The organism is Pseudomonas sp. MWU13-2862 (assembly GCF_023242495.1).
Classification (GTDB): domain Bacteria; phylum Pseudomonadota; class Gammaproteobacteria; order Pseudomonadales; family Pseudomonadaceae; genus Aquipseudomonas; species Aquipseudomonas gingeri_D.
Genome location: NZ_JALMEZ010000007.1, coordinates 133,160 through 154,237 on the forward strand (window position 1 = coordinate 133,160; position 21,078 = coordinate 154,237).

A 21,078-nucleotide genomic window follows, 5' to 3' on the forward strand; every position below is an offset into this window, starting at 1 on the left:
AGCTGTTTATCGGCGTGTCAGTTCGACTGATTGCGGGATGAATACCTTTTCAAATCACAGGGGAGTGAACCATGCCGAACTCGCTGGACATCACCGCGCTGCCTTTGCTGGACCTGTCCTTGCTTGAGGGCAGTTGCGAGCAGCGTCAGGGCTTTCTCGATGCACTGCGCCATGCCGCGCGGGACGTGGGCTTCTTTTACCTGACCGGACATGGCATCGACAGCGCGCTGTTGCAGCAGGTCCAGGTCCACGCCCGGGAGCTCTTCGCCTTGCCCGAGGCGGCGAAAAACGCGGTCGGCATGATCCATTCGCCACACTTTCGCGGGTACAACCGCGCGGCTTCGGAGATCACCCGGGGCCAGCCGGACCTGTGCGAACAGTTCGATGTCGGTGCCGAGCGTGAAGCCCTGACGCTGGATGAAAACACCCCCCGTTGGGCACGCCTGCAAGGCCCGAACCTGTGGCCTGTCGAGTTGCCGCGACTCAAGCCGTTGCTGCTGGAATGGCAGCAGGCGATGACCGCCATGTCGCTGCGCCTGCTGCGGGCTTTCGCCCAGGCCCTGTCATTGCACGAACAGGCTTTCGACCCGCTGTATGGCGACAGGCCCAATGAACATATCAAGCTGATCCGCTACCCCGGCCGCGCACCAGGCGAAAGCCGCCAGGGCGTGGGTGCCCACAAGGATTCCGGCTTCCTCAGTTTCCTCTTGCAGGACCAGCAGGCGGGTCTGCAAGTGGAGGTCGAGGAGGGCCGCTGGATTGATGCGTTGCCCCGGGACAATACCCTGGTGGTGAATATCGGCGAATTGCTCGAACTGGCCACCAACGGTTATCTGCGGGCCACGGTACACCGGGTGCAGTCTCCGCCACTGGGCAGCGAGCGCCTGTCGATTGCCTTTTTCCTCGGCGCGCAACTGGATGCGGTGGTGCCGCTGTATCCCTTGCCGACGGCGCTGTTGCGCGAAGCGCGGGGGCCGGCCAGCGATCCAGCCAATCCACTGTTACGCGATGTCGGCTGGAACTACCTCAAGGGCCGCCTGCGTTCCCACCCCGATGTTGCCCAACGCTTCTACGCCGATGCACTGCTCCCCAAGGCGCTGAGCGCCTGACCCCCATCATTTGATCAAGGACTATCAGCATGTTGAAAAAAACCGGATTGACCCTGGCGGTCTGGGCGGGCCTGTTCTCTTCGTTCGGCGCCCTGGCGGCCGAGCCGCTGCGGGTGGCGGCGGACCCGGTGCCCCACGCACAGATCCTCGCGTATGTGCAGAAAATCGACCCGCAGTTGAACCTCAAGATCATCGAGATTCCCAGCGGTGTGAACTCCAATGAGCTGCTGGCCCATGGCGATGTCGACGCCAACTACTTCCAGCACCTGCCGTACCTCAAGTCCCAGGAGCAGGCCCTGGGGCAGAAGTTCGTGGTGGCGGCGACCGTGCATATCGAGCCGCTGGGGATCTATTCGCACCGGCACAAAAGTTTTGACCAGGTGCCACAAAAAGGTACCGTCGCGCTGCCCAACAATGTCACCAACCTCAGCCGCGCGCTGTACCTGCTGCAAGACAATGGCCTGATCAAGCTCAAGCCCGGCTTCAATGATCCGGCCATTGACCAGGCAACGCCCAAGGACATTGCCGAGAACCCGAAACAGTTGAAGATCCTCGAGATCGAGTCGCCGCAGTTGCCCCGCGCCCTGGATGATGTCGACCTGGTGGTGATCAACGGCAACTACGCGCTGGAGGCCGGACTGTCCCCGGCCAAGGATGCCCTGGGCCTGGAAAAGGCGGCGAACAATCCCTACGCGAATATCCTGGTGACCACTCCGAAACTGCAGGATGACCCTCGGATCAAACAGCTGGCCAAGGACCTCAACTCAGCCCAGGTGGCGGAGTTCATCACCGACACTTACTCGGGCTCTGTGATTCCGGTGACGGTCGCGGACCGCCAGCCATGATCAGCGTCGAGCAGTTGAGCAAAAGCTACGGCGAAGGACAGGCGCCGGTCCTCGACCAGGTGTCCCTGAGCATTCCGGACGGTGCGATCTACGGGATTGTCGGGCGTAGCGGTGCCGGCAAGTCGACCTTGCTGCGTTGTCTCAATCTGCTCGAGCGTCCCAGCAGTGGACGCGTGGTGATCGACGGCCAGGACCTGACGCTGCTGTCCGACCAGGCATTGCGCCAACAGCGCCAGCGCATCGGCATGATCTTCCAGGGATTCAACCTGCTGCATTCGCGCAATGTCTTCGACAATATCGCCGTGCCGCTGGAGATCGCCGGTCTCCCCAAGGCCGCTCGCCAGGCGCGGGTGCGCGAGCTGCTGGATCTGGTCGGCCTGGGGGGCAAGGCCGAGGCGTTTCCTTCGCAACTGTCCGGCGGGCAGAAACAGCGGGTAGGCATCGCCCGGGCCCTGGCTGCGCGGCCGGCCTATCTGCTCTCGGATGAAGCCACCAGCGCCCTCGACCCGGAAACCACGGCATCGATTCTTGAGCTGTTGCGCGATATCAATCGCCGGTTGGGGCTGACCATTGTGCTGATCACCCATGAGCTGGACGTGATCAAGTCGATCTGCGATCACGCGGCTGTGCTGGATCAGGGGCGGCTGCTGGAGTCCGGGCCGCTGGAAAGATTACCGGCCGAGCGGGATTCGTCTCGCGATCGCTCCTTGCTGTCGAGCTACAACCTGCCGTTCAAGAGGGCCGTCCCAGCGCTGAAACTGGCCAAGGTGGTGGATTTTCTCAAGCAGCGCGGGGGCAGGGCTGAGCCGTCATGAATCGAACCGTCGACTGGAACGAGATTTTCCAACTGCTGCTCAATGCCACGGGCGAAACGCTTTATATGGTGCTGTTGGCGGGATTGTTCACCTTGCTGATCGGCTTGCCGCTCGGCGTCCTGCTGTTTGTCAGCCGCCGCCGTGGCCTGTACCCCATGCCCCGCTTGAACAGCAGCCTCAGCGCGCTGGTCAACCTCGGCCGCTCGCTGCCGTTCGTGGTGATGTTGATCGCCTTGATTCCACTGACCCGGCTGATTGTCGGCACCACCCTGGGCAGCACCGCCGCCGTGGTGCCGATTACCATCGGTGCCTTTCCGTTTTTTGCCCGTATCGTCGAGAACGCCATGGATGACGTCGACAAGGGACGGATCGAAGCGATCCTGTCCATGGGCGGTGACATTCGCCATGTGATTTTCAAAGTACTGTTGCCCGAAGCCCTGCCGGCCTTGCTGGCGGGGATCACCCTGACGCTGGTGATGCTGATCGGCTTTTCATCCATGGCCGGGGTCATCGGCGGTGGCGGTTTGGGGGATCTGGCGATTCGTTATGGTTATCAGCGCTTCAACAACCAGGTGATGGTCGCCACGGTGATCGTGTTGGTGATTCTGGTGCAGGGCGTGCAAAGCCTGGGTGACCGATTGGTACGTTCCCTGGCGCATCGGCGCTGAGCCGCTTGCTCAGTCCTGATTCCTTGAGATCGGCGACTGCATCCTGGTGGTCCGAGAGGGCAGAGTGGGGAGACCGAAGTCGATTGCCAGGCTCTGCTTTCAAGAAGCGGGGCTGGATTTGAATACACCGCTGAGGACAAACGCATAGCGCTCCGGACGGATAAAAAAGGTGGTCCGGTCACAGCAGCGGCCATCGGCAAAATACGAGGTGCGCTCCATCACCAGCAGCGCCGCGCCACGTTTCACATTCAGGGTATTGGCCAGGTGCTTGTCGGCTTCCTGGGCGCGAATCGCCATATCGGCGCGGGTGACCGGGGCGCCGGTGATCGATTCCAGGATCGAATAGATCGGGCGGTTCTCGACAGCCGTCCACACTACATTCGCCAGTTCGGCCGGCAGATGGCTGCGGCCCAGGGCGATGGGGTCGTCGTCGACAAAGTGCAGGCGCTCCAGCAGCAGGCACTGGTCGGTCTCCGCAAACAGGGCGTGCAGCGCCTCGGGCACCGGCTGCAACTGATGATCGAGGACCCGCATGCTCGGCTTGAGGCCTTGCAACAACAGCGCCTCATGAAAACTGCGCAAGGCATCGAGACCATGGCGGACCTGCTTGGCCGCGACGAAGGTGCCTTTGCCTTGCTTGCGTTCCACCACGCCGTCGTCGCTGAGCTTGCCCACGGCCAGGCGGATGGTCACCCGGCTCACCGCAAAGCGCTGGCCCAACTCGGCCTCCGAGGGCAGCTTGCCACTGGGTTCGTAGGCGCCGCGTTGAATCTCTTCCAGCAACTGATGGGCGATCTGTTCGTAGAGCGAGGTGGTGCTGTCACGAAGAATGGGCGTGGACACTGCGGGGTTCCGTGATCTGAGAAGCCTGGCGCCCGGCGGAGCCTTCACTTCTAAGGTTATAAAAATCGATTATTGGGATAACTTGTATTAATACGTATTATGTCATGTATTCCCATTGTAGACGACCTGACGACACTTGCCATGCCAGAAACCTTCCTTTGTGCGCCGCAGCCAGCCGATGCATTGAGCGTCGAGCAGATCAGCTTCAGCTACCCCAATGGTCATCGGGTGTTTTCCTCCTTCAGTCTCAGTGCCGCCCCCGGTGAGTTTGTCGCAATTCTCGGGCCGTCCGGCTGTGGCAAGACCACCTTGCTGAACCTGTTGTCGGGGTTTGTCCGACCGCAGGCGGGGCAGATCCGTTTGAACCAGGCCACGGTGAGCCCGGAGCGTTCGGAGTTGGGTTATGTGTTTCAGTCGCCGCAGTTGTTTCCCTGGCTGACAGCCCTGGAAAATGTCCGTTTCGGCTTGCGCATGGCCGCTGATAGCAGCGAGTCGCAGCAGCGCGAACAGGCCATGCAGTACCTGCGCCTGGTCGGCTTGGAGCAGGCCGCGCAACGTTTGCCCCATCAGCTTTCCGGCGGGATGCAGCAACGGGTCTCGCTGGCTCGTACCCTGGCGCTGGAGCCGGAGGTCTTGCTGATGGATGAGCCGTTCGCCGCACTGGATGCCATCAGCCGTAACCACATGAATGAAGAAACCCTGCGCATCTGGGCCGAACTGGGCCAGACCGTATTGTTCATTACCCACGATATCGACGAAGCGGTGTTCCTGGCGGACCGGGTCATCGTCCTCAATATTGCCCCGGGCGGTATTCACAGCGAACTGAAGATCCGGCTGCCACGGCCACGCTCCAATCTGAAAACCCGCCGCCTGCCGGCTTTCCTCGATTACCGCAATGAACTGATGGAGCGTATTTCCCAGGTCATGGCGCTGTCCGAGGCCCGTGTTTCCTCTCCCTCTCCCTGCCTTGAACTCGAGTCGATCCGATGATCAAACGTACGCTGCTTGCCCTTTCATTGTCGGTTGCCGCCATGGCCGGCAGTTCATTGGCCGTCGCTGGGGAAGCCAAGCCGCTACGGGTGGGGTATGTCTTTGCCATGGCCAACGCCCCGGCATTGATCGCGGACAAGGAGGGGTACTACCGTGAGGAAGGCCTGAACGTGGATCTCCGGGCGCTGGGTGATGGTCCGGTGATCCAGCAGGCGCTGGCGGCCGGTGAGCTGGACGTGGCCTATGTCGGTACGCCACCGGTGTACCAGTGGTTTTCCCGAGGCTTGCAGAGCCGGATCCTGGCCAAGGTCAATTACGGCCAGGCGGCGGTGATCGTCGACAGCAAAAGCCCGATCAACGCCCTGGCCGAGCTCAAGGGTAAAAAACTTGCCGGGGTGAAGAAGGGCAGCGGCATGGACGTGCTGCTGCGCGGCTATGTGCTCAAGGAAAAAGCCGGGCTCAACCCTGACCATGATCTCGATATTATCGACATGCCCCCCGGCAATATGAACGCGGCCCTGGAGCGTGGCATCGTCGATGCGGCGTTCTCCTGGGAACCCTTTGTCAGCCAATCCTTGCTGCGGGGTTCGAGCCGGGTCCTGTTCGATGTCAACCAGGCCTTGCCCCAGTACCCCTGGTACGTGGTGATCGCGCTGCCGAAAACCTTGCAGGAACGCCCGGACGACGTGGTCAAACTGCTGCGCGCGCATCGCAAGGCCATTGCCTTTCTCAACGAACATCCTGACGAGTCGAACCGGATCATCGCCGAGGCATTCAAGCTTGAAGCGGTGCAAGGACCGGACGGCAAGACCATCGCCCCGGAAACCATCGTTGCCCAGGCCCGTACCCGGCTGGGGTGGTCGGCGGACCTGGAGGCCACGGACATCCAGTTTATCCAGCGCCTGATGAACTACTCCCATGACCTGGGTTTTATCGACACCACGCTCAAGACCGAGCAGATCGTCGACACCTCCTACCTGGAAAAAGCTTCGCGCTGAGTCTGCCCATGTCCTTGCCAAAACCGAATTGGGGATGGGCCTCGCTGCCGTTCCTGCTGTTGATCTGGGTGGCCCTGGCCAGCCGTTTTCCCACCTACATCCTGCCGCAACCCTGGGACGTCGCTCGTGAGGCCCTGCGTTGGCTGGGCGACGGCTCGCTCTGGCAGCACCTGCAAGCCAGTGTCCTGGAAGAGCTCGGCGGATTCTGCGCGGCGGTGATTGTCGCCGTACTGCTGGGGGCTGCGGGTGGGCTGTCTTCGCGCTTCCGTGACTTCATCGCACCACTCAACAGCCTGTTCATGGCCATCCCGCCGATCGCCTGGGCGCCGCTGATCATGATCATCTTTGGCCTGGGTTATGTGTCCATCGTGCTGGTGATCTTTATCGCCGCGGTGTTCCCCATGGCGGTGACGATCCAGGAGGGCGTGCAGGGCATTCGCGGCGGGGAAGTCCGCGCGGCCCGCACGCTGGGGGCCAGCCCCTGGCAGTTGCTGGCCCATGTCTACCTGCCGGCCTCGCTGCCGTTTGTCACGGCGGCCCTGCGCATCGGCTTCAGCCAGGGTTGGCGGGCGCTGGTGGCGGCGGAAATGATCGGTGCCTCCCGGGGCATCGGCTGGATGGTTTCCACCGGTGGCCAGATCGGCAACAGCAGCCAGGTGCTGCTGGGCATTGTCCTGATCGGGCTGACCGCCTGGCTGATGGAGAGCTTTGTGTTCCGGCGCATCGAGCGTCATTACCAGCAATGGCGCGAGCAATAAGTCGCCGGTGCCCCCTTCAAACCTTCAATGAACCCGTACGAGGTGTCATGTGAGTCATCAGTTCGATCCCCGCGAAGCCGGGCACTATATTGCCCCGCAAGGCCTGTATGAACGCAACAAGCAACGCCCGTTCCTGGGGGCGATCAGCTGTGATCGGCAGACCCTGGTGGCCGGCCAATGGGACGAGATCACCCTGGTCTACGAGGTCGGTGGCAGCGGGCTGGCGGACGGTGCCTGGTTGAAGCTGGCGTTCAAGTTCTACTCCGACTGGGCGTTGTTCCAGACCTCGAACCCGGCCGGTCCCAACTACGTCAGTGCCGAATATCAGGCCGGTGAATTGGTGCCGGGGCAGAGCCAGGCCACGGTGCAGCACCTCAAGGTGCGCTTTGACCAGAAGGGCCATGAGCGGCCGTTCCAGAAAGCCGTGATCATCGATATCGTCGACGGCTACCTCAATCCTGGCGACCGTATCGTCATCCGCCTTGGTGACCGACGCCAGGGCGGCGCGGGTACGCGGGTGCAGAGTTTCGTCGAGAAGGACTTCCGTTTCCGCTTGTTTATCGACCCGCTGGGCAGCTCGAAGTTTGCCGAAGTGCCGGGTGATCCGTTGCTGGATATCGTCCCGGGACCGGCGCAAAGCGTGCAACTGATCGTGCCGCGGCTGATCAGCGCGGGTGAAGCGTTCGACGTGCTGCTGCGGGTCGACGATGCCTGGGGCAATACCTGTCGCCAGCTGCCACTGGAAGGGCTATTGACCCTGACCGGTCCTGAAGGCGAACAGCGGCAACAGCCGTTCCGCCTGGCGGCCGAAGGTTGGGCGATTGCCCGGCTTGAGGGGTTGAAGTTCGGCGCGGTAGGCGAGTGGCGCTTGTCAGCGGAGGTGCAGGGGGCGTTTGTGCGCGGGGCCCGGGCCTTTGTGACGGTCGACCCGGCGGGTACGGCATTGCGTCCGCTCTATGCGGACCTGCATGTGCATTCCGACGACACCGTGGGCACCAATGACACCTTGTACAACCTCAGTTATGGCCGTGACGTCGCCGGGCTCGATGTGCTTGGTTATACCGCCAACGACTTCAATATCACCGAGCAGCGCTGGGACCAGGCGGTCAAGTTGATCCACGAGCTCAATGAGCCGGGTCGCTTTGTCTGCTATCCCGGGACCGAATGGTGCGGCAATTCCTGCGCCGGCGGTGACCGCAATGTGGTGTTCCTGCACGGTCGAAAGCCGGAGTTTCCTTTCGACAACCAGGGGCGATTGGTTCGTTCCTTCGAATGGAACGAGTTTACCGCCGGGACCATCAAGCCCGGCGCCTGGCCGGTGGACGAGCTGTATGCCGCCTATGCCAAGGACCCCGAAGGCCATCTGATGATGCCGCACGTGGGTGGGCGTCGTTGCAACCTGGATTGGCATCATCCGGAGCTGGAACGTCTGATTGAAGTGGGCTCGGCGTGGGGGCAGTTCCATTGGGTCTACGCCGAAGCCTTGCAACGTGGATATCGGGTGGGAGCTGCCGCCAACAGCGATGAACACCAGGGCCGTTGCGGTGGCGGTGTACCAGCCACGGCGGTGTTCGGTTCCCGTGGCGGGCTGACCGGGGTGGTTGCCGACAGCTTTGACCGTGACAGCGTCGGCAAGGCATTGCGTGCCCGTCGGACCTTTGCCACCACCGGCGAGCGCTCGTTCGCCAGCCTGCGCGAGGGTGCGCACTTTATGGGTGAAGTGTTCACTGCACGGGCGGATGCGAGCCTGGATTATCGCTTGCTGGGGGAGGCGGGTTGGGAGCAGGTCGAGTTGTTCGACGGCGAGCAGCGGGTCTGGTCGCGCAACCTGCATGAGGAACTGGGTTTCTCGGGGCACGGCATTCGCCTGCGGTTGGGGGGTGCACGGATCAAGGACCGTTATCGCGGTGCCTACTGGACGGGTGAGATCCGGGTCACCGGCGCGGTGATCAAGGGCTTCCGCGCATTGGGTCTCGATCATCCCGAACAGACCGTGTGGCGCAAGGATGCAACGACACTGGCGTTTCGCACCGATACCAATGGTGATACCGACAGCATCGAGATCGACCTGTCGCAACTGGCGGGGGCGACCTTGCAGATTCACAGCCGTATCGATAATTACATCAAGGTCGGCGACCCGTCCGAGCCACAACCTTATGTGCATGCGCCGACGGTGCTGATGGAGTTGTCCGGTGAGCAACTGCTGGCCCAGGGGCAGGTAATCGAGGAACTGCCGGGGGCGGAGTTGAAGGTCTCCCTGGAGCGGACCACCGATGCGTTGTTGCCGCGAGAGGTACAAGGGCGGATCGAGCTGGCGGCGTTGCAGCTGGAAGCGGGGCGCGAGCATCCGTTGTTCATCTGCGCACGGCAGCGGGATCAGTCGAGGGTCTGGACTTCGGCGTTGTTTTTGACGGTGTAGGCCGACCAGGAAGCGCAGGGCGCCAACCGTCCAGGGCTGGCGCCTTGGGTTGAAACAGGCTATCTGTTTGGGCATCGCGAGGATGCTGGACTCAGGAGCAGATGATGGCCAATACACCGGATAACGATGAAGCCCTGGAGGTCCAGCGGATGTGTGAGGTTGCGCAGTTGTACTTGAAGAGAACCCTGACACCCCGGGAGGTTGAAGAGATCGTCGCTTTTGTGGCGGCTAAAAGGGCGCGGACGGAAAGTCGCCAGAAGGGATGATGAATGAGTCTTTACAGGTTTCGTGTCTCGTCAGTATTCGAGGTGCGTATGCCTGCGATCCTGTTCATCTGTATCTATCTGGCGCCCTGGTGGCTTGATAGAGTTTGAGGCTCTTCTCGGCAAGGAACTGCTCCATGGACCTGACTGCTATCCCCTTCGGTACGACTGATTGGTCGACTATCGAGCCCGTCGCCCATCCGGGCCAGACAGGCACCGCCTATTGGCGGACTTGTCAGTTTGGCGCTACCCGTGTGCGGATGGTCGAGTACAGTCCCGGATACCTGGCCGACCACTGGTGCTGGAGAGGGCATATCCTCTTGTGCCTGGAGGGCGAGCTGGAGACCGAACTGGAAGATGGCCGTCGGTTCATCCTGTCTGCGGGGATGAGCTATCAGGTCGGCAACAATAACGAGGGGCATCGCTCATCCACTACCAGCGGGGCCAAGTTGTTTATTGTGGACTGAGCACGTCGTTTAATATGACGGCGGTTATTTCCTTAAGAAATTACATGGCCTAGAAATGTGGGAGCTTGACCGTCCTTTGAAATGACTTTCAAAAAAAAGCTCAAGACAGTTGCTTCCACAGGTATTGTGTTTGCCCCTATGATCAGTAGAGGGACCTAGGTTTGCAGAAAATGGCTCGCAATGGTTCCGGAGCAAATCGGTTCAACCGATCCGGTCAGGACCACGCCGCCGACGCCATCCCATTTCACCCGCACCGTTCCACCGTCACATTCCACCTCGACGGCATTGTCCAGAAGGCCACGACGAATCCCGCCCACGACCGCCCCGCAGCAGCAGGAACCCGAGCCCAGGGCGATACCGCCGCCACGTTCCCAGATGCGTAAACGGATATGGCCACGGTCGATGACCTGGACGAAATGCACATTGGTCTTCTTGGGGAAAAACGCATCGGTTTCGACCGTGGGGCCAAAAGCCGCCACGTCGACCGCTGCCAGATCCTCGACAAAGAAGGTGCAGTGCGGATTGCCCATGCTGCAAGCCGTGGGGCTTCCGGGCAGCGGCAAGCGGTTGGTGTCGACCTCTTCGGCAAGCGGGATCGACTGCCAATCGAGCGAAGGTTTGCCCATGTCCACCGACACCCGCTGATCCGACTCGCGGACACAGGTCAGCAAGCCGCGGTCGGTCCTGAGCAGAACCGAAGTGCTATTCGCCTCACGCATCAACATATCCGCCACGCCACGGGTTGCACTGCCGCAGGTTTCGAGCCTGGAACCATCCGCGTTCCAGAACAGCAAGCGTGCCGCCGCCTCTTCGAAGTCGAGTACCACGGCCAACTGATTGAAACCGATGCCTCGATTCCGATCACCGAGGCGACGAGCCACCTCGGGAGTGATCGGATCGACTTTGCCGCGCAGGTCGACAATAACGAAATCGTCGCCGTGGGCATGCATCTTTACGAAGTTCAGCGTCATACGGGGCCTGTTTTTCCGCCTTATTTTATCTTGGGCATATCCAGTATGGATCTGATAAAGGCGTCGTCGGCGTTGGCCAGGAGTTCAGACACGTACCACTGGCCTTGGACTTGCCTGAAACCGATATGAATACCGATTAATTGCCCGTCATCGCGTTCGATCAGATAGGCTCTGTTTTCAAACACTTCACCTTTGGTCTCTTTGGGGGTCAAGTGTATTTTGTATATTTCATGTTTCCCGAGCCAGGCGGAAAGTGTGTTCTGGCTTTTGGAGATGAGATCCTTCTCCTTGGTTTGCCACTTGTCAAAGTGTCCGGAAAAAGCCTTGCTCCAGCAATCCGAGGCCAACTTGTTTTCAATGCACTGACTGTATTGGTTCTCGAACTCGTCTTTGTAGGCAATGGCGTCGTTGGCGTAGGCGGAACTTGCAGTTGCCAGGAGGGACAGGCAAAAAACAGCTTTCTTGAACATTCTGATCTCATCTTGAATTTAGGGATTTGCCTTTCGGTTCAACCCTGTCTTGCTTAGCCACCGGCATTCGCTTTCGCTCTTGCAGCCACCGATGGATCACGCGTCGTGCTCCTACAGTACCTCACCAGGTTCAGGAGTGGATAGTCGGCTTCGGAAGCCCGCGATGACAGCGCGCCCGGCGCTGTCATCGCGGTGCCGGGGGGAAGGGCTCGATCAGGCCGCGTTGGCTTCTTTCTTCAGGCTCTTGATGTCAATCACGAAACGGTATTTGACGTCGCCCTTGAGCATGCGGCCATAGGCTTCGTTGATGTCCTGGATATCGATCATCTCGATATCCGAGACCAGTCCGTGCTTGGCGCAGAAGTCCAGCATGTCCTGGGTTTCCTGGATGCCGCCGATCAGGGAGCCGGCGAGGCTGCGGCGCTTGAAGATCAGGTTGAACACCGAAGGCGAAGGGTGCGGACTGTCAGGGGCGCCGACCAGGGTCATGGTGCCGTCGCGCCTGAGCAGGGCGAGGAAGGCGTCCAGGTCGTGGGGCGCGGCCACGGTGTTGAGGATGAAGTCCAGGGTGTTGGCGAACGCGGCCATTTCATCCGCGTTCTTCGACACCACCACTTCATCGGCACCCAGGCGCAGGCCGTCTTCACGCTTGTTCGGCGAGGTGGTGAACAGCACCACATGCGCGCCCATGGCATGGGCGATTTTCACCGCCATGTGCCCCAGGCCGCCGAGACCGACCACCCCGACTTTTTTGCCAGGACCGACTTTCCAGTGGTGCAGCGGCGAATAGGTGGTGATGCCGGCACACAGCAGCGGCGCGACGGCTGCCAGATTGGCTTCACCGTGGGAAATGCGCAGGACGAACTTTTCCTTGACGACGATATTGTCCGAATAACCGCCATAGGTGTTTTCACCGCCGAACACCGGGCCGTTGTAGGTGCCGGTGAAGCCACTCTCGCAATATTGCTCTTCACCTTCGACGCAGGATGCACAGTGCTGGCAGCTGTCGACCATGCAGCCGACACCGGCCAGGTCGCCGACCTTGAATTTGCTGACATTGGCACCGATTGCGGTAACCCGGCCGACAATTTCATGCCCCGGTACCGACGGGTACAAGGTGTTGTGCCATTCATTACGCGCGGTGTGCAGGTCGGAGTGGCAGACGCCGCAGTAGAGGATCTCGATCTGCACATCGTCGGCGCCGGGAGCGCGACGTTCGAAGGTGAAAGGCTTGAGTGAATCCTTGGGATTTTGGGCCGCGTAGCTATACGTCTTGGTCATGGCGTCGTCACCTTGGGTTTCATGGGGCAGGAAATAACTTGACCAGCATAGCCACTGAATCGTTCAAGCGGATGACGATCCTGAGACAGGGGGACAAGCCGGTCTATCCGTGTCCGCAAGCCCCCCGGTTGGTTCAGCCCTGCCACATGGACAGTTCGACGTCTTCGGCGAACGGCGTGGACAGGTAACCCTCGGCAGGATTGCGCACCCGTGCCAGGTACTCGGGGCTATGGTCGGCATTGTCGGCGATGATCAGCGCGCCAGGCCGCAGGCGGTTCTGCAGCAGGCCGAGGATCTCGGGGTAGAGCGCCTTGGCACCGTCGAGCAGGACCAGGTCGATGCTTTCCGGGAGGTCGACACTGAGGGTTTGCAAGGCATCGCCCTCGCGGATATCCACCAGGTCGAGCAGCCCGCCGAGCGCCAGGTTGTTCCGTGCCCGTAGCACCTTGGATGGCTCGAATTCGCTGGTGATCAAGCGGCCGCCGCCATTGTCCCGCAGGGCGGCGGCGAGGTGCAGGGTCGAGAGGCCGAACGAGGTGCCGAATTCGACAATGGTCCGTGCCGTGCAACTGCGCGCCAGCATATACAGGAGTGTCCCGGTCTCTCGCGAGACCGCCAGGGGAAAATCCTTCAGGCGGGTATAGAACTCGAGGTAGTCAGTCTTGCTGCACATCAGGCGCACGCGCTCTTCTTCCGAGATATTGCCGGCGGCGGCGACGAGGGTTGGCCAGGTTTCATCGGCCTCGGCGAACAGGCGGTCGAGCAGGGGCGCGAGGGGGGCTTGGGTCAGGGTTTTCATGGGGTTTTCCAAGTGGGGTCGGTGAGGGTTTATAATGCGAATAAACCTTCATGTTTTCTATTCGCATTGCGAGCCTTGCCCATGACCGATCACCCAAGTACGCGGATTACCTCACGCAAACAGCCCAAGCAGGCTCGTTCCAATGACCTGGTCGATTCGATTCTGCAAGCGGCTATTCAGGTTTTGGCGAAGGAGGGCATGCGCCGCTTTACCACCACGCGGGTGGCCGAACGGGCCGGGGTCAGCGTCGGTTCGGTGTATCAGTATTTTCCGAACAAGGCGGCGATCCTCTTTCGCCTGCAGAGCGATGAGTGGCGCGAGACCAGCGAGATGCTGCGCGGCATCCTTGAAGACACCCGTAATCCGCCGCTGGAACGGTTGCGTCTGCTGGTTCACGTCTTTATCCGCTCCGAATGCGATGAGGCCGAGGTGCGCGTGGCACTGGATGACGCCGCGCCGTTTTATCGCGATGCACCCGAGGCGCAGGAGGTAAGGGCGGCGGGCAAACAGGCTGTCGAAGTGTTCATGCGCGAGGTACTGCCCGAGGCCTCGGACGCGACCCGGGCCGTGGCCGGCGATCTGATCAAGGTGACGCTCAGTTCGGTGGGCAAGCAGTTTTCGGAAAGCCCACGGACCCCGGCGCAGATCGAAACCTATGCGGATGCCATGGCCGACATGTTTTGCGCCTACCTGCGAGGCCTCGGACACTGTTGACAGCCCTCGTCGGATCAGGCCGCCTGATCCAGCACCTGGTCATCCCGTTCGGTATCGCTGTTATTCTCGACCGAGCTCCGGTCGAGAAACAGAAACACCACGGCGGCCGTCAGCACGGTGATAGCCGTCAGTACCCACAGCAAGGTGCTGAACGCGGCACTGTAGCCCTCGGCCAATGCCGCGCGTCCGGCGGCGGGCAGCAATTGCATGGCGCCGGCAAGATCGCCGGTGGCCAGATGCTGTGCGGCGCCGACGATATCGGGTGTCGCCGTGCCGCCGAGGTGGCTGGCGGTGAAGGCCGACAGCAGCGCCATGACGACGGCAATGGCCACCCCTTCACCGGCCACCCGGGTGGTGCTGAAAATACCGGTGGCCATGCCGGCGCGCTCCTTGGGCACCACGCTGACCGCCATGCCATCCATCAAGCCCCAGGGCAGGCTGATGCCGACACCGATGACGAACATGGGCCAGGCCAGCGCGGTGGTACTGCTGCCCACCGGTACATGGCCCAGCCAGAACAGCCCGGCGGCACACACCAGCAAGCCACTGCCGCACAAGGTCGAGGGCGACAGCCAGCGAGTCAGGTAGCCTGCGACAATCGGCAATACCAACAGTGGCGCCGACAACGCCACCAGCAACCAGCCGGCGGCGACCTCGCTCATGCCTTCGATGCCGACGAAGCGGATTGGCAGCAGGATCAGCAGCACGACGAAGGAATAGGCCGGTGCGGCCGCCAGCAACTGCACGCCGACGAAGCGCGGGAAGCGGAACAGCGTCAGGTCGAGCATCGGCTGGGCGACCCGCTGTTCGATGATGACGAAGGCGGCGAAGGACAGCAGCGCGACGGCGAACAACCCGAGCACCAGCGGATCGGCCCAACCGCTTTCCGGCGCCTTGAGGATGGCAAAGGTGAAGATCCCCAGCGCCCAGGTGAAGGTGATCGCGCCGGGCCAATCGATACCGGCCGCCTCGGGGTTGCGCGACTCGTTCATATAGCGCGTGGCCAGGATCAGTGAAATCGCCGCCAGCAAGGTGATCAGCAGGAAGATCACCTGCCAGCCGAACGCCTCGATCATCGCGCCGGCGGCCACGGGGCCGAAGGCCAGGCCGATACCGAAGCTGGTTCCGACGAAACTGAACGCCCGGATGCGTCCCTGGCCTTCGAAGACTTGGGCCAGGGCGGCCATGCCACTGGAGAAGGCGGCCGCGGCGGCCAGTCCCTGGGCTGCGCGCAGGACGTCGAACAGCGTCAGGCTCGGGGCGAAGGGCAAGGCCGCGGCGAGCAGGGCAAAAGCGCTGACGCCGCCGATAAAGACTTTCTTGCGGCCATAATTGTCCGCCAGCGCGCCGGCCAGCATCAGGCAACTGCCGAAGGTCAGCATAAAGGCGTTGGTGACCCAGTTCAGTTCCATCGGCGAACCGCCGAAGGTGCGGCCGATGGCAGGCAGGGCCACGGCCGCCGCGGTGAAGTTGAAGGGCATGGTGATGGCCGTGATGCAGACGGCCAGCAGTATCAGCCTCTGTTGAAGCAAGAGTGGAGTGGGCATCTTGAGAGATCCTTGTAGCGGGCGGGTGTATCTGCCCTGGGTAAGCGAGACGACGGCCGCGATTTGCTGGTTTGTCCGGGCTGTCGGAACATGCAAGGATTTTAATGAGCGGGTAATCTGGCAAAAAGCGGTAAAAATTCCGCCCATATCGGAATAAAAGGATCGAATAGGAGGCGGCAGGTGGATCGACTGAGTGGCTTGATGGCCTTTATCCGCACGGCCGAACTGGGCAGTTTCGTCGCGGCGGGCAGGGCGTTGGGGCTGTCGGCTTCGGCCGTCGGCAAGGGCGTGACCCGGCTTGAACAGCAGTTGGGCGTGCGGCTGTTTCAACGCTCGACCCGCAGCCTCAGCCTGACCGACGAGGGCCGGGTGTTCCAGGAGCGTTGCCGGCGCATCCTCGATGACCTCGACGACGCCCAGGCGACCTTGTCGCAGTCCACGGAAATCCCCCGTGGGCGCTTGCGCATCAGCATGCCGGCGGCCAGCTATCATCTGTTCCAGTCGGTACTGACGGCGTTCATGGCGCTATATCCCGATATCGAACTGGACCTCGACTTCAGCGACAAACTGGTGGATGTGATCGAGGAAGGCGTGGACATCGCCATTCGCAGCGGCGAACTGCCGGACTCGCGGCTGATGAGCCGACCGTTGCCGGGCGTGCAACCAGTGCTGTGCGCTGCGCCGGCTTATCTGGAACGCCATGGCACGCCGCAGACCCCGGCTGAACTGGACGATCACCTGGCGGTGCGTTTTCGCTATTTCAAGAATGGCAAGCTGCTGGACTTTCCGTTGATGCGCGAGGAGGGCGCGCGGGAGCCACGGACCCGCACGGTGATGATCAGCAACAATATGGAAATGGTGCTTGCGGCACTGGTCAAGGGCTTTGGCCTGGGGACCATCCCGGACTTCCTCGCCCGCGAGGCCCTGGCCGACGGTTCGTTGCGCTGCCTGCTGCATGGCTATCTGATCCCTCCGGACAGCATGAGCATCGTCTGGCCTTCGAGCCGCCAGCTGTCGCGCAAGATTCGCGTCTTCGTGGACTTCATGTGCGAGCGGCTGGAGCAGGAGGCGGTGCAGTTGCGTGCGACCCTCGCGCAGGAGTGTCTCTATGCCCGCAGGAGCGAGAGCCCGCTGGCTCGCGAGGGTGGTTGAGCGCTGATCCTGGGCGTCAATCGCTTTCCAGCAATGAGCGGGCGAAGTCATCCGAGGCTATAAAATCCAGGGTCTTGCGCAGTTGCAGGGATTCCTCTGCACCGAATGCCTGCTCGAAACGGCACGACATCCGCTGGGAGATCTGCCGGGCTTCTTCGTATTTGCGCTGGCCTTCCTCGGTCAGCAGCACGCGCCGGCTGCGCCGGTCGAGCTCGTCCACCTGCAACACCACCAACCCGTCGCGCACCAGCGGCTTGAGGGTATGGCCGAGTGCGGAAAGGTCCATCACCAGGGACTGGGCCAGGTCACGCATTTTCGGCCGGTCGGCGCGGGCGATATGCGACAGCAGGGAATACTGGGTAGCTTTCAGGCCGCAGGCTGCGAACGCTTCGTCATAGATTTGTCCCAGGCGCCGGGACGCACGGCGCACAGCACCGTTCGCGCAACTGCTGGTCTGGGGGCTGTCAAGACTGGGTGGCGCACATTTCAAGGACTGATCACTCTCTAATGCAAAGGTCGAGCCAGTAATTATGCCTGTGACCGCCTCGAGAACAAGGTTTTTTCAGGTCATGGCCGAAAACGGCCTATCTGACAAGAAATATACTTGCGTATGCCTCTAAGATCTATATCGTGGCATATACCTCTTTATGACCTGGATGTCAGGGCAATTTGCCCGGGTGGAAAAGGCGACAGGGCAGAAGCAGGGCGCTACGGCCAGCGTCCCTCTCGCCTGCATCACGTACCTTCTTCCGTGTTCAATCCCCTGTCTGGATCACACCTATGCTGAGCCTTGTGCGCATTGCATTACGGCGCCCCTACACCTTCCTGGTGTTGGCTATCTTCATCCTGATCGTCGGGCCGCTGGCCGCCTGGCGTACGCCGACCGATATCTTTCCGGAAATCCGCATCCCCGTGATTGCCGTGATCTGGCAGTACACCGGGTTGCCACCGGATCAGATGGCCGGCCGTATCACCTCGCCCTTCGAGCGGGTCCTGACCACCACGGTCAACGACATCCGCCATATCGAGGCGCAGTCGCTGAACGGTTTCGGCATCGTCAAGGTGTACTTCCAGCCGGGGGTCAATATCAGCACCGCGAACGCGCAACTGACCTCGGTGTCCCAGGCGATCCTGCGCAACCTGCCACCCGGTACCGTGCCGCCCTTGATTCTCAATTACAGCGCCTCGACGGTCCCTATCGTGCAACTGGCGTTATCGGGTAACGGGCTCAGCGAACAGAAGCTCGGCGACCTGGGGCTCAATACCGTACGCCTGTTGCTCACTTCGGTGGCCGGTGCGGCCGTGCCTTATCCGTTCGGCGGTAAAACCCGCCAGGTGCAGATCGACCTCGATTCAGCGCGGATGCAGGCCCGCGGGCTTTCGGCCCAGGACGTCGCCACCGCCCTGGCGACGCAGAACGTGATCACCCCGGTGGGCACGCAAAAGATCGGCAGCTACGAATATATGCTGCAACTGAACAACGCGCCTTCGGACTTCCGCGACCTGGAAAACCTGCCGATCAAGACCGCAGACGGTACCACGGTATTGATTCGTGACGTGGCGACGGTGCGCGACGGCAACCCGCCGCAGACCAATATCGTCCACGTCAACGGCAACCGCTCGGTGTTGATCCCGGTGCTCAAGACCGGTTCGGCCTCGACCCTGGGGGTGATCGCCGGGATCAAGGACAAGCTGGCCGAATCCAAGGCGGCCTTGCCGCCGAACCTGAATATCGACCTGATCGGCGACCAGTCGCTGTTCGTCCGTGCGGCCATCAGCGGTGTAGCTCGCGAAGGGATCATTGCCGCGGCACTGACCAGCCTGATGATCCTGCTGTTCCTCGGCAGCTGGCGTTCGACGGTGATTATCGCCGTGTCGATTCCGCTGGCGATCCTGTCCTCGATTGCCACCCTGTCGATGCTCGGCGAGACCCTCAACATCATGACCCTGGGCGGGCTCGCGCTGGCGGTGGGGATCCTGGTGGACGATGCCACGGTGACCATCGAGAACATCAACTGGCATCTGGAGCACGGCAAGCCGGTGGAGACGGCGATACTCGATGGCGCCGCGCAGATCGTCACGCCGGCGTTTGTCTCGCTACTGTGTATCTGTATCGTATTCGTACCGATGTTCTTCCTCGACGGGGTTGCGCGTTTCCTGTTCGTGCCGATGGCCGAAGCGGTGATCTTCGCCATGATCGCCTCGTTCATCCTCTCGCGGACCCTGGTTCCGACCCTCGCCAACTACCTGCTCAAACCCCATGTACATGGGGATGACGGGAAGCCCCATGTAGCGCCGTCGAACAATCCGCTGGTGAAGTTCCAGCGCGGCTTCGAGGCGGCTTTCGAGACCTTTCGCGGGCATTACCACGCAGCCCTGGAAGGTGCCTTGCAGCATCGGCGTACGGTCGTGGTGGCGATGCTGGCCTTTGTCGTGGCCTCGTTCGCCCTGGTGCCGTTCCTGGGGCGCAACTTTTTTCCCGAGGTCGACTCCGGGCAGATCCTGCTGCACGTGCGCGCTCCGGTGGGCACACGGGTGGAGAGCACCGCGCAGCTGATTGCCGAGATCGAGAAGTCGGTCCGCACGATAATCGAGCCCGAGCAACTGGCCGCGCTGGTGGACAATATCGGCTTGCCCATCAGCGGTATCAACACCGCCTACAACAACACCGGGACCGTGGGCTCCCAGGACAGCGATATCCAGATCAGCCTGAAAGAGGGACATCGGCCAACCGCCGAGTACATAAAGGAACTGCGCGAGACCCTGCCCCGTGAGTTCCCCAATGCGGTGTTCTCGTTCCCGGCCTCGGACATTGTCGGGCAGATCCTCAACTTCGGCTCTTCGGCGCCGATCGACCTGCAGATCAGCGGTAACAACCTGGCGGCCAACTTCACCTATGCCAGCAGCCTGCTGCGTGATATCCGCCGGGTCCCCGGCGTGGTGGATGCGCGTCTTCAGCAGTCGCAGCAACTGCCGACCTTCAAGATCGATGTCGACCGGACCCGGGCGCAACTGGTCGGCCTGACCGAGCGTGACGTCACCAACAGCCTGGTGGTCAACCTCGCCGGTTCCAGCCAGGTGGCGCCGACGTTCTGGCTCAACACGGCCAACGGCGTGTCCTACCCGATCGTCCTGCAGACACCGCAATACAGCCTCGACAGCCTGGCAGCCCTGCACAACCTGCCGTTGACGGGTAACGCCAGCGCCGCCGCGGACCAGACCCTCGGCGCCCTGGCGTCGATCGAGCGCAGCCATAGCAATTCGGTGGTGACCCAGTCGGATATCCAGTCGGTGGTGGAGATCCTGACCTCGATCCAGGGCCGTGACCTGGGCGGGGTGTCCGCGGATATCCAGAAGATCATCGCGGCCCATGCCAGCGACATCCCCACCGGTTCGAAAGTACAGTTGCAGGGCCAGGTGCAGACCATGAACTCGGCCTTCAACGGCCTGCTGTTCGGCTTGCTCGGCGCGGTGGTGCTGATCTACCTGCTGATCGTGGTCAACTTCCAGTCCTGGAGCGATCCGTTCGTGATTATCACCGCCTTGCCGGCGGCCCTGGCCGGGATTGTCTGGATGCTCTTCGTGACCCACACGCCGCTGTCGGTGCCGGCCCTGACGGGGGCGATCATGTGCATGGGCGTGGCCACCGCCAACGCCATCCTGGTGGTGAGTTTCTGTCGCGAACGCCTGGCCGAACACGGCGATCCGCTCAAGGCCGCCCTGGAAGCCGGTTTTACCCGTCTGCGCCCGGTGCTGATGACGGCCATCGCGATGATTATCGGCATGGCGCCGATGGCCCTGGGCCTGGGGGAGGGCGGTGAGCAGAACGCACCGCTGGGCCGCGCCGTGATCGGCGGCCTGGGCTTCGCCACCATCGCCACGCTGTTCCTGGTTCCACTGATTTTCAGTCTTGTCCATGGGCGCGATGCGCGCGCCGCATCGCCTGCCATTGCTGCTCAAGGGGTCTGA

19 protein-coding genes are annotated in these 21,078 nt (G+C 61.7%); 12 read left to right on the plus strand and 7 right to left on the minus strand.

From position 1 onward, the window contains the following. Positions 1-71 precede the first annotated feature (71 nt). The 4 genes from M5C56_RS14400 to M5C56_RS14415 are packed head-to-tail and all read left to right on the plus strand — an operon-like array spanning position 72 to position 3,437. Positions 72-1,109, plus strand: a complete 1,038-nt coding sequence (locus tag M5C56_RS14400; RefSeq protein ID WP_103498115.1) for an isopenicillin N synthase family oxygenase — start codon at positions 72-74, stop codon at positions 1,107-1,109. Between the two features lie 29 nt (positions 1,110-1,138). Beyond that, complete coding sequence (locus tag M5C56_RS14405; RefSeq protein WP_103498114.1) at positions 1,139-1,954, plus strand: MetQ/NlpA family ABC transporter substrate-binding protein; 816 nt, start codon at positions 1,139-1,141, stop codon at positions 1,952-1,954. Further along, the gene (locus M5C56_RS14410; RefSeq protein WP_103498113.1) at positions 1,951-2,769 is read left to right on the plus strand and encodes an ATP-binding cassette domain-containing protein; all 819 of its coding nucleotides are present in this window, start codon (positions 1,951-1,953) and stop codon (positions 2,767-2,769) included. The genes M5C56_RS14405 and M5C56_RS14410 overlap by 4 nt, the downstream gene beginning before the upstream one ends. Further along, positions 2,766-3,437 carry a methionine ABC transporter permease gene (locus tag M5C56_RS14415; protein ID WP_103498112.1) on the plus strand — a complete coding sequence of 224 codons (672 nt, stop codon included), beginning with the start codon at positions 2,766-2,768 and terminating at the stop codon, positions 3,435-3,437. The genes M5C56_RS14410 and M5C56_RS14415 overlap by 4 nt, the downstream gene beginning before the upstream one ends. Positions 3,438-3,536: 99 nt before the next feature. On the opposite strand, the gene M5C56_RS14420 is transcribed toward M5C56_RS14415, so the two are convergent. Then, entirely contained in the window at positions 3,537-4,280 is a 744-nt protein-coding gene (locus tag M5C56_RS14420) for a GntR family transcriptional regulator (protein ID WP_103498111.1), read from the minus strand. 141 nt (positions 4,281-4,421) lie between these two features. On the opposite strand from M5C56_RS14420, the gene M5C56_RS14425 reads away from it, so the two are divergent. The 5 genes from M5C56_RS14425 (at position 4,422) to M5C56_RS14445 (ending at position 10,175) form a co-directional block, all read left to right on the plus strand. After that, positions 4,422-5,270: an ABC transporter ATP-binding protein gene (locus tag M5C56_RS14425; protein WP_103498110.1), complete on the plus strand. Its 849-nt coding sequence runs from the start codon at positions 4,422-4,424 to the stop codon at positions 5,268-5,270. After that, positions 5,267-6,268, plus strand: a complete 1,002-nt coding sequence (locus M5C56_RS14430) for an ABC transporter substrate-binding protein (protein ID WP_103498109.1) — start codon at positions 5,267-5,269, stop codon at positions 6,266-6,268. Before M5C56_RS14425 ends, M5C56_RS14430 begins: the two co-directional genes overlap by 4 nt. 8 nt (positions 6,269-6,276) lie before the next feature. After that, the gene (locus M5C56_RS14435) at positions 6,277-7,026 is read left to right on the plus strand and encodes an ABC transporter permease (protein WP_103498108.1); all 750 of its coding nucleotides are present in this window, start codon (positions 6,277-6,279) and stop codon (positions 7,024-7,026) included. Between the two features lie 49 nt (positions 7,027-7,075). Beyond that, the gene (locus tag M5C56_RS14440; RefSeq protein WP_103498107.1) at positions 7,076-9,445 is read left to right on the plus strand and encodes a hypothetical protein; all 2,370 of its coding nucleotides are present in this window, start codon (positions 7,076-7,078) and stop codon (positions 9,443-9,445) included. Between the two features lie 400 nt (positions 9,446-9,845). Next, a complete protein-coding gene (locus M5C56_RS14445) occupies positions 9,846-10,175 on the plus strand; it encodes a DHCW motif cupin fold protein (protein ID WP_103498106.1) in 330 nt (109 codons plus the stop codon). Positions 10,176-10,330: 155 nt separating this feature from the next. On the opposite strand, the gene dapF is transcribed toward M5C56_RS14445, so the two are convergent. The 4 genes from dapF to M5C56_RS14465 all read right to left on the minus strand — a co-directional run bounded on the left by dapF (position 10,331) and on the right by M5C56_RS14465 (position 13,696). Then, positions 10,331-11,146 (minus strand): diaminopimelate epimerase, encoded by an 816-nt coding sequence (gene dapF / locus M5C56_RS14450; protein WP_103499860.1) that lies wholly within the window; start codon positions 11,144-11,146, stop codon positions 10,331-10,333. A 20-nt stretch (positions 11,147-11,166) separates the two neighbouring features. Then, positions 11,167-11,616 (minus strand): hypothetical protein, encoded by a 450-nt coding sequence (locus M5C56_RS14455; protein ID WP_103499859.1) that lies wholly within the window; start codon positions 11,614-11,616, stop codon positions 11,167-11,169. Between the two features lie 213 nt (positions 11,617-11,829). After that, the gene (locus tag M5C56_RS14460) at positions 11,830-12,897 is read right to left on the minus strand and encodes an NAD(P)-dependent alcohol dehydrogenase (protein ID WP_103499861.1); all 1,068 of its coding nucleotides are present in this window, start codon (positions 12,895-12,897) and stop codon (positions 11,830-11,832) included. 133 nt (positions 12,898-13,030) lie between these two features. Next, a complete protein-coding gene (locus M5C56_RS14465; RefSeq protein WP_247263193.1) occupies positions 13,031-13,696 on the minus strand; it encodes an O-methyltransferase in 666 nt (221 codons plus the stop codon). A gap of 81 nt (positions 13,697-13,777) precedes the next feature. Between M5C56_RS14465 and M5C56_RS14470 the strand changes: the two genes are divergently transcribed. Then, on the plus strand, positions 13,778-14,410 hold the full coding sequence (locus M5C56_RS14470) for a TetR family transcriptional regulator (RefSeq protein WP_103499447.1): 633 nt from the start codon (positions 13,778-13,780) through the stop codon (positions 14,408-14,410). 14 nt (positions 14,411-14,424) lie between these two features. Here M5C56_RS14470 and M5C56_RS14475 read toward each other — a convergent pair whose 3' ends face one another. Further along, the gene (locus M5C56_RS14475) at positions 14,425-15,957 is read right to left on the minus strand and encodes an MFS transporter (protein ID WP_103499446.1); all 1,533 of its coding nucleotides are present in this window, start codon (positions 15,955-15,957) and stop codon (positions 14,425-14,427) included. A gap of 180 nt (positions 15,958-16,137) precedes the next feature. Between M5C56_RS14475 and M5C56_RS14480 the strand changes: the two genes are divergently transcribed. Continuing rightward, positions 16,138-17,109: a LysR family transcriptional regulator gene (locus M5C56_RS14480; RefSeq protein WP_103499445.1), complete on the plus strand. Its 972-nt coding sequence runs from the start codon at positions 16,138-16,140 to the stop codon at positions 17,107-17,109. Between the two features lie 16 nt (positions 17,110-17,125). On the opposite strand, the gene M5C56_RS14485 is transcribed toward M5C56_RS14480, so the two are convergent. Continuing rightward, positions 17,126-17,539 (minus strand): MarR family transcriptional regulator, encoded by a 414-nt coding sequence (locus M5C56_RS14485; RefSeq protein WP_103499444.1) that lies wholly within the window; start codon positions 17,537-17,539, stop codon positions 17,126-17,128. A 350-nt stretch (positions 17,540-17,889) separates the two neighbouring features. On the opposite strand from M5C56_RS14485, the gene M5C56_RS14490 reads away from it, so the two are divergent. Then, on the plus strand, positions 17,890-21,078 hold the full coding sequence (locus M5C56_RS14490; RefSeq protein WP_247263192.1) for an efflux RND transporter permease subunit: 3,189 nt from the start codon (positions 17,890-17,892) through the stop codon (positions 21,076-21,078).